Source organism: Veillonella sp. VA142 (genome assembly GCF_003992135.1).
Classification (GTDB): domain Bacteria; phylum Bacillota; class Negativicutes; order Veillonellales; family Veillonellaceae; genus F0422.
The window spans coordinates 114735-123341 of record NZ_RQVN01000005.1 but is presented as its reverse complement, the minus strand read 5'-3'; the positions used below and the strand labels follow the sequence as shown (position 1 = coordinate 123341).

Genomic DNA, 8607 nt, shown 5'->3' with positions numbered 1-8607 from the left:
AATAGATATTCCAAATTAGATTTACTTAATCGCAAATAACGACTAACAAAAGGGTTCTTTTCTATGAAAGTATGATTGCATTCCTGACATTTGTAACGTCTTTGTAAGTAGGTTGCAGTTATTGTATGATGCTGCATAGCGCCAAATTTAACGTCTCTAGAGCGTTTGCCTTTAGACTTTCTAGTGCCCGCTCCGCAATGAGGACATACTTGCTCAGCTACCGGCATTTCTAGTGTAAAATGAACAGAACCATCCTCATTTACTCTTGTATGTTTAATATATTCCTCTTTAATTTTAAAGATAATTTCTGTATAATTAACTATAGACATATATGACTCACCCTTTCTTGATTGTGTGGTTACTTTTAATGATACGGTATGAGTTTGTATATGTCTATTTTATTGCAACAAAAAAATGTTGGTGACTACTCTCATATGAGTAGCCCCAACATTTATTATAGAGCCGCATTATATGATATAATAGAACAATAGCCGATGAACTAGGTTCATTCGATGAGTGAGGTACAAATGAAAGTTATCATTTCAACGTTGAATTCAAAATATATACATTCTTCTTTGGCGTTGCGCTATTTGCAGGCTTATGGAAGAACGAAGGACGAGGCATATGAGATAGTGGAATACACTATTAATATGCCTATTTTAGATATTCTAAATAATGTGACCACCTTAGATGCAGATGTAATAGGGTTTGCTTGTTATATCTGGAATATCGATATGACATTACATCTGTGTTCTATGATCAAGGCGGTTCGTCCTAACACGAAAATTATATTAGGTGGTCCAGAGGTGAGTTATACAGCTAGGGAACTATTAGAAGATCATCCCTACATCGATTATATTGTGCAAGGGGAAGCTGAGGAGGCTTTTACTTCCTTTGTGAAAGCAATCCGTATAGGTCAATCTGCTGTTGATCCTGTCATACCTGGCATCTTAGGTAGAGAACAAGGTACTATTCAAGGGTCTGAAGAGGCTGTAGAGGTGAAGGACCTAAGTACTATACCATTTCCGTACACAGAGGAAGATATGCTTACCTTAGGGAATAAAATTGTCTATTATGAATCTTCTCGTGGTTGTCCCTTTAGTTGCCAGTATTGTTTATCTGGAAATCGAAACACTGTACGATTCTTTCCCCAAGAACGGGTACTCGAAGAGTTGGCTTGGTTCGTAGATCACAATGTAAAACAGGTGAAGTTTGTGGATCGGACTTTCAACTGTGCGCCTCATCATCATATTCCATTGATGGAGTGGATGCGTGACCATGGGGGACAGACGAACTTTCACTTGGAAATGGAATCCATTTTAATGACTGAAAAAGAAGTAGATATTCTAAGTTCTACTCGTTATGGTCAAATACAGATTGAGGTAGGTGTTCAAAGTACTCATGCTAAGACACTGGAGGCCATCCATCGGCGCAATGATTGGGGCCATATTCAGTCCGTCATCCCTCCGATTATCAAGGCCGGGCGTACTCATGTGCATATGGATTTAATTGTAGGTTTGCCTTATGAAAGTAAATCTATTTTCGAGAAGTCCTTTAATGATTTATTCAGTTTGCAACCCCATGCGTTGCAGATTGGCTTTTTAAAGTTATTGAAAGGTTCTGGCGTGCGTTCTATGGCAGAGTACGAGTACATTGCGAATCCGAAAGCACCTTACGAAGTGTTACAAACACATGTATTGCCTTATAATGATGTGCGCATGCTGAAACATTTTGAAGATGTATTCGAACGGTTCTATAATAGTGAACGGTATCGCACAGTCTTTGGATACATTAGTGAAAGCTTAATCCAAGAAGGATCGGCCTTTGCTTATTTTGAAGAAATGACCAAGTTGTGGTTAGAAAAAGGGAATCAAGACCGCAAATTAAATGATGCTGATCAAATTGCCTTCCTCTATGAGTTCTTTACCTTGAAAGGAGACCGAGTGGCCTGTGATTTACTGCGCTACGATGTATTGACTTCTTTTAATGGTAAAATACGGGATGAACGATTTGGTCTATCTAAAGATAGAAAGCAAGAAATGCAAGATGCCGAGATATTCTGGCGTGAGGAAGACTTAGTTCGACAATACATTCCTAACTACTCCTTTGTGGAGTGGCGGAGAATCCGACAAGATTATCATACGATTGAGGTCTGTGGAGAGTCATTGCCATACTTAGGGATTCCAAGAGATTCCTATGGTGCTGTAGAAGTTGAACCATCTAAAGATAATGAATACGATTCTACTAGTGCAAGCTCTATACATAGCACTGAGGAGTATTTTACACAAAAAATGCGTGCAACAAAACAAAGTAAGATGCTTTGTGAAGAGGCTATGACTGATACTGTGATAGCAGATAATGTTATAGTAAATAATGTTATTGCAGATAATAGATATGCTATCATCATCGATGTAAAAGGAGACACAAAACCATTTATTCGTCCAGATATACATGGTGTTTTTCCAGAATTGTCTAGGAGTCCATTACAATAGGTAGAGGAGGTGTGATATGAGTGATACGACAAAACCAAAGCGGTATCGTATGATATCTGCTTTTTACAAAGAACGATATGGAGAAAAGGCCTATAAAATTCCAGTGGCACTGCCTTTGACATGCCCCAATCGCGATGGATCAGCAGGTGTAGGTGGATGTACATTCTGCGGTGAAATTGGAGCAGGCTATGAAAATCGACCAGCCTCTATGACGGTGAAACAGCAAATCGATGAAACAGTGGTGCATATTGCGAAAAAATATAAAGCTTATAAATATATACCGTATTTTCAGAATTTTAGTAACACTTACTTGCCACCAGAGAAGTTCCGCCACTATGTGGAGGAAGCGTGCTTAGAACATGTGGTAGGCATTGCCATTGCAACCCGACCTGACTGTGTACATGATGCGTATTTAGATATTTTAAAAGATATACAAAACAAATATGGCATTGATATCTATGTAGAATTAGGCTTACAATCGGTGAACTATCACACACTACAAAAGGTAAACCGAGGGCATACGATGGCGGAGTTTATCGATGCCGTATTACGTATCAAGCGCTATGGATTTGAAGTGTGTGCTCATATGATACTAAACCTTCCTTGGGATACGATGGACGATGTCATTGAAGGAGCGAAAACTTTGTCAGCCTTACAAGTAGACCAAGTGAAGCTTCATGCATTATACTTAGTAAAGAATACGAAAATGGCACGTGATTATGAGGCTGGTGAATTTACCTTAATCAGTGCAGAAGAATACGCTCGACGAGTGGTAGAATTTTTACGTTACCTAGACCCTAAGATTGTATTACAACGACTAGTAGGACGTGCGCCAGAAGAAAATACAATCTTCACGAATTGGTCTATGGGCTGGTGGCGCGTACAAGATTTGATTGATCAAATTATGGAAGACGAAGATATTTCTCAAGGCAGCGGCTATGATTACTTACATGGTGCTGCGGTTCAAAAATTTCTGTGAAAGGGAGCATATGGCTAATCAGAGATTTACCATACCTACTTATGACATGGTAGGACCTATCGTGGGACCTCAAGGATCTCACATAAAAGTATTAGAAGAACTATTGACAGTTGATATATTACATCGAGATACGACCATAGACGTGACAGGTTCTGAAACATCTGTACAAGTGGCGATAGAAGTCCTTGATGTATTGTTATATTTATTTAAAAATCACATTAAGATCACAGACCATCATGTACGAACCGCTACTACGATGATTTTGAAAGGCGAAAAAGAGACTCTTTTTAAGCTTTATGAAGATACTATTAATGTGACTGTCAAGGGGAATCCTATCATTCCTAAAACAGTGGGGCAAAAACAGTATGTAGATAGTATCCGCCGTAATACTATCACCTTTGGTATTGGTCCCGCCGGTACAGGGAAAACCTATTTGGCAGTGGCATTAGGTGCATTTTTCCTAAAAAATCGTGAAGTAGATCGTATTATTTTGACGAGACCTGCTGTAGAGGCGGGAGAAAAACTTGGCTATTTACCAGGTGATTTACAAGAAAAGGTGGATCCTTATTTGCGGCCTCTTTATGATGCCTTACATGATATGTTCGGTGTAGAGCGTGTACAGAAAATGCTTTTACAAGGGACTATTGAGGTGGCGCCTTTGGCATATATGCGGGGACGTACCCTAGAAAGGTCCTTTGTCATCCTTGATGAAGGACAGAATACAACGCCAGAACAGATGAAGATGTTTTTAACACGGTTGGGCTATCAATCGAAAATGGTGGTTAATGGAGACCCTACGCAAATTGATTTACCACCGAAGATAACATCAGGTTTGATTGAGGCAGAACAAGTGTTACAACGCATCAAAGGGATTCGGTCTATTTATTTCTCGGATCAAGATGTAGTGCGTCATGATTTGGTAGGTCGTATTGTGAAAGCCTATGAAGAGTATCAACTTTCAGAGAAAGGGAAACAAGAATGATTGTAAGTATTTCCTATGATGAGGGAATGGAACAAAATAACACTTACGAAGAGGTCATTCAACGGTGCTGTAATGAAGTGGCTCGTGTGTATGGATTGCACGAGGAAGATGAATATAGTGTGCTCCTCTGTAACAACGGAAAAATTCAGGAATTAAATCGTGAATACCGTGGTAAAGATATGCCTACAGATGTGTTATCCTTTGCCCTCAATGAAGGGGAGGAAGCCTCTATCGAGGAAGAAGGTCAATTACTAGGAGACATTGTTATCTCTCTAGAGCGAGCGGCAGAGCAAGCAAAAGAGTATAACCACGATTTCATTCGTGAACTTGCTTATTTAACTGTTCATAGCTGTTTGCATATTTTAGGTTATGACCATATGACAGAGGAAGATAAAAAAGAAATGCGCACAGAAGAAGAGTTTGTGCTTGGTAATTTAGGTTATGTACGAGAGGATATGCCATATAATGAATAGTGGAAAAGGATTTAAATCAGGCTTTGTAGCCGTTGTAGGACGACCTAATGTAGGGAAGTCTACCTTAATTAATGCATTAATTGATGATAAAATTGTTATCGTATCTGATAAAGCACAAACGACACGAAATCGTATTGTTTGTGTGTACACTGATGAAAAGAAGCAAATCGTATTTATGGATACACCAGGGATTCATAAGCCAAAACATAAATTGGGTGAATTCATGGTAGACCAAGCCGTAGATTCTTTGCGTGAAGTAGAGGCGGTTCTGTTTGTGGTAGCAGCAAATGAAAAACGCGGTCCTGGGGATAACTTCGTCATTGAACAATTGCGTAAGGTGAACGTACCAGTGTTCCTCATTGTGAACAAAATTGATACGATGGAAAAACAAGACTTGTTAGAAGCCATTGTATCTTATGAAAATAGCTATCCTTTTGAGGCGGTAGTGCCGATTTCGGCGAAGGAAAAAGATAATATTGAAGAAGTGGTTAATTTGTTGGAAAGACATTTACCAGAAGGTCCAAAATACTTCCCAGATGATATGATTACAGATCAACCAGAACGTTTGATTATCTCTGATATTGTGCGTGAAAAAATCCTATTGCAGACACATGATGAGATTCCTCATGCCATTGCAGTAGACGTGGATGAAATGAAAACGAGAGATGACGGTACTACCTATATACGTGCCACAATTTACGTAGAGCGAGATTCTCAAAAAGGAATCATTATCGGCAAACAAGGGGCTATGTTAAAATTGATTGGAAAACAAGCTCGTGCCGATATTGAGAGACTTTTAGCGACTAAGGTATTTCTAGATTTGTGGGTCAAGGTAAAAAAAGATTGGCGCAATAAATCTGGTATGTTATCTGAATTGGGATACCGTAATTAGTGTTGAATTATTACGTTTAGAAAGGACTGATTTGTATCGATACCCCCGTCACGGGTGGCATGATTCTATTTGCCATCTTTTGCATTTTAATTATTAGTTTATTCATGATTAGCAAATTTTCTTTTGCGCGTCTTCGAGAAGAACATCTGGAAGATATGGATACATTGAGCGAGAGCAAAAAAGAGGAATTACGTGAATTATATCAACGACCTGAACGGTTTATGAATACGTCCACCTTCTTTATTCTTTTCTTCATCATAGTTTTGTCTGTTTATATGGGACGATATTTAGAAGATGGTACAGACGTCATATTACAGCGGTTTGGTTTCTATGAACCTATGTATACCATTGTGGTGGAATGGATTGTATTAGCATTATTTGCTGTGGTAGTGCTCATATTTGGTGAAATTATTCCAAAAGGTTTAGCGTTATCTTTCCCAGAACGCTACGTGGGGACCACCGTGACCATTGTGAGGTTAGCTGGAAAAATTGTAATTCCTTTTGTATACCTTGCAGAACAAATTGGTAATACAGTATTGAAAGCTTTCAAAGCACCCTATCGTACAGAAATCGACCTAGTGCATACAGAAGAAGAAATCCGTGCCTTGGTAAGCCGTAGTCATCAACAAGGTGAAATTGATCATGTGGAAGGTGAGCTCATCGATAATGTATTCGATTTTGTGGACCGTATTGCGAAAGAGGTTATGATTCCTCGGCAAGATGTAGTATGCGTGTATACCCAAGATAGCTTTGAGGAGACTATGCATATCGTATCTTCTACAAGCCACACAAGATATCCTTTGTGTCTAGAGGATAAGGATCATATCATTGGTCTTGTCCACATTAAGGACCTTATGGAGCGAAGTGAAGAGGCAAGTAAAGATTTGCGGTCTATTCGTCGTAACATTCTTGTCATTCCTGAAGTGATGAAATTATCTGTTCTATTACAGCATATGCGTACACGTCGTATTTATCAGGCTGTTGTGGTAGATGAATACGGTGGTATGGTAGGCTTAGTGGGCTTAGAAGATATTTTAGAAGAATTGGTTGGAGATATACAAGACGAACACGAACGTGATTTGCCGGCAATTGTGGAAAATCCAAATGGAACTTATAACTTTGCAGGAAAAGTGTTGGTGGATGAGGTAGAAGATTTATTAGATATTTCCTTCGGAGATGTGGATGAAGATACTATTGGTGGTGTTATTTTCGGTATCTTAGAGCGCACACCTGCCGTTGGTGATGTCATCACCGTAGATGGATATACTTTCACGGTGACAGAAATGCAAGGATATCGTATTGAACGTGTCTATGCGGTGCCAGTACCAACTGATGTTGAGGAAACTGAGTAAACCTGTTCGGAGAGGATATATGGATGAAAGCTAACACTTTTACTAGTGAAGCCATCGTATTGTGGCGTAAAAAACGTAAATATTATAGTATCTATGCATTCCTCACCAAGGCGGAAGGGATTATTCTTTGTTCCGTCCCCCATAAGCGAAAGGCAAATTATAAGGAAGGTGCCTACCTACAGCCTTTGAGCCGTTTGTATTTGACGGCGGCCCCTAATGGAGAGTTTTACGATATTATCCAACTCGATGGCATTTCTATTCGTAACTATGAAAGTTTAGATACCATTTCCTATGCTACATTCAGTGGAGAATTGGTGAGCGCTTTGTTTGAAAAAGGAAAGCTAGATCGTGGTGTGTATGCTACGATGAGCAGATTTTTAAGTATCACTCAAAAGGGTTCGATTCGATATGGCTCTATTGTATTGGGGTGGCATATGCTGAGTATTGCGGGATTCGTACCACAAGGAGACCATTGTGAAGATTCAGAAGTTATGAGAAACCTTTGTGATGAAATCTATGAAACCTGCCAGTATGTGGTGAATCGGGAACTGCAAGAGGCCATTCAAGGAATATTACGGTATAACTGGGTACCTACGAATGCATTGCGGTTGAGTGCACAACAGTGGACACAGGTGGAAATCCTGTTGCGAACTATGTTGAAACATCACCTAGGATATACCTTGCATAGCATAGAGTTTTTAGAAACAATGATATAAGAGAATAGTACGTATTTTTGCAATAGGTATTATATAACTAAAAACGCGGTCATATGACCGCGTTTTTGTTATTATAAAATACTAGTACAGTTTTATGATAAAATGTAGTTTTTAAAAGTAATGTACAATAAAATATTAGATATTTAATAAATCTGTATGGGTACCTGTATCTACTAATGTAAGAGTTAAGATATCATCTTCTAACATATATATTAGTAGCCAATCTGGTTGAATATGACACTCTCTAAACCCTTTAAATTTACCTTTAAGGGCATGATCATGGTATTTGGCTGGAAGTGTTTCTCCATTTGCAAGCATGTACACCACTGAATCTAAGAGGGAAAGATTTAGACCTCTTTTTTTCATAAGTTTATAACTTTTTTTGTATGCAGTAGTAAACTTGATTGTAAACATATTATGCCTCTAGCGCTTTTTTTAGATCTTCTAAGGTAGTATAACCAATTACATTAGGATTTTTAGATATTTGTCTAGCTTCATTCATGGCATCTAATACTTTAGTGGAATAGTTTGGTACTTCTATTGAAAATGGAATGCCACCTCGTAGTACGCATTGATTTAAAAACATATTTATAGCACTAGACATATCTAAACCAAGTAAACCAAAAAGTTCAGTAGCTTCTTTTTTTACATGTTCATCAATACGAATTTGTGTAGGAATTGTCGCCATAGTCTTACCTCCTTTTTCTTATTTTACTACATT

At 38.6% G+C, this 8607-nt stretch carries 10 protein-coding genes; 7 read left to right on the top strand and 3 right to left on the bottom strand.

The genetic code is table 11. The features are described 5' to 3' along the window. Nucleotides 1–329 (bottom strand): transposase family protein (locus EO117_RS03775; RefSeq protein WP_164727483.1); only part of this gene is annotated, 329 nt, incomplete at its 3' end. 198 nt (nt 330–527) lie between these two features. Here EO117_RS03775 and EO117_RS03770 point away from each other — a divergent pair. From EO117_RS03770 to EO117_RS03740, 7 genes are read left to right on the top strand one after another with little or no spacing between them, the layout of a single operon-like run. Continuing rightward, the gene (locus EO117_RS03770; protein ID WP_240632572.1) at nt 528–2492 is read left to right on the top strand and encodes a B12-binding domain-containing radical SAM protein; all 1965 of its coding nucleotides are present in this window, start codon (nt 528–530) and stop codon (nt 2490–2492) included. 16 nt (nt 2493–2508) lie between these two features. Continuing rightward, on the top strand, nt 2509–3471 hold the full coding sequence (locus EO117_RS03765) for a TIGR01212 family radical SAM protein (protein ID WP_126939168.1): 963 nt from the start codon (nt 2509–2511) through the stop codon (nt 3469–3471). Nucleotides 3472–3481: 10 nt separating this feature from the next. Beyond that, nucleotides 3482–4453: a PhoH family protein gene (locus EO117_RS03760; RefSeq protein ID WP_126939167.1), complete on the top strand. Its 972-nt coding sequence runs from the start codon at nt 3482–3484 to the stop codon at nt 4451–4453. Next, nucleotides 4450–4926, top strand: coding sequence for an rRNA maturation RNase YbeY (gene ybeY, locus EO117_RS03755; RefSeq protein ID WP_126939166.1), 477 nt, complete (start codon nt 4450–4452; stop codon nt 4924–4926). Before EO117_RS03760 ends, ybeY begins: the two co-directional genes overlap by 4 nt. Beyond that, nucleotides 4919–5818 carry a GTPase Era gene (gene era, locus EO117_RS03750; protein ID WP_126939165.1) on the top strand — a complete coding sequence of 300 codons (900 nt, stop codon included), beginning with the start codon at nt 4919–4921 and terminating at the stop codon, nt 5816–5818. Before ybeY ends, era begins: the two co-directional genes overlap by 8 nt. Nucleotides 5819–5877: 59 nt before the next feature. Beyond that, complete coding sequence (locus tag EO117_RS03745; protein WP_126939164.1) at nt 5878–7170, top strand: hemolysin family protein; 1293 nt, start codon at nt 5878–5880, stop codon at nt 7168–7170. 23 nt (nt 7171–7193) lie between these two features. Continuing rightward, nucleotides 7194–7886 (top strand): DNA repair protein RecO, encoded by a 693-nt coding sequence (locus EO117_RS03740; RefSeq protein WP_126939163.1) that lies wholly within the window; start codon nt 7194–7196, stop codon nt 7884–7886. A 135-nt stretch (nt 7887–8021) separates the two neighbouring features. Here the strand turns inward: EO117_RS03740 and EO117_RS03735 are convergent, their stop codons facing one another. Continuing rightward, a complete protein-coding gene (locus EO117_RS03735) occupies nt 8022–8300 on the bottom strand; it encodes a type II toxin-antitoxin system YafQ family toxin (RefSeq protein ID WP_126939162.1) in 279 nt (92 codons plus the stop codon). Nucleotide 8301: 1 nt separating this feature from the next. Beyond that, the gene (locus EO117_RS03730) at nt 8302–8574 is read right to left on the bottom strand and encodes a type II toxin-antitoxin system RelB/DinJ family antitoxin (RefSeq protein ID WP_126939161.1); all 273 of its coding nucleotides are present in this window, start codon (nt 8572–8574) and stop codon (nt 8302–8304) included. Between the last annotated feature and the right edge of the window lie 33 nt (nt 8575–8607).

Coding starts and splice junctions, on each gene's coding strand:
- EO117_RS03765 (WP_126939168.1), top strand. CDS start 2,509: ATGAGTGATACGACAAAACCAAAGCGGTATCGTATGATATCTGCTTTT.
- era (WP_126939165.1), top strand. CDS start 4,919: ATGAATAGTGGAAAAGGATTTAAATCAGGCTTTGTAGCCGTTGTAGGA.
- EO117_RS03740 (WP_126939163.1), top strand. CDS start 7,194: ATGAAAGCTAACACTTTTACTAGTGAAGCCATCGTATTGTGGCGTAAA.
- EO117_RS03760 (WP_126939167.1), top strand. CDS start 3,482: ATGGCTAATCAGAGATTTACCATACCTACTTATGACATGGTAGGACCT.
- EO117_RS03745 (WP_126939164.1), top strand. CDS start 5,878: ATGATTCTATTTGCCATCTTTTGCATTTTAATTATTAGTTTATTCATG.
- EO117_RS03735 (WP_126939162.1), bottom strand. CDS start 8,300: ATGTTTACAATCAAGTTTACTACTGCATACAAAAAAAGTTATAAACTT.
- EO117_RS03770 (WP_240632572.1), top strand. CDS start 528: ATGAAAGTTATCATTTCAACGTTGAATTCAAAATATATACATTCTTCT.
- ybeY (WP_126939166.1), top strand. CDS start 4,450: ATGATTGTAAGTATTTCCTATGATGAGGGAATGGAACAAAATAACACT.
- EO117_RS03730 (WP_126939161.1), bottom strand. CDS start 8,574: ATGGCGACAATTCCTACACAAATTCGTATTGATGAACATGTAAAAAAA.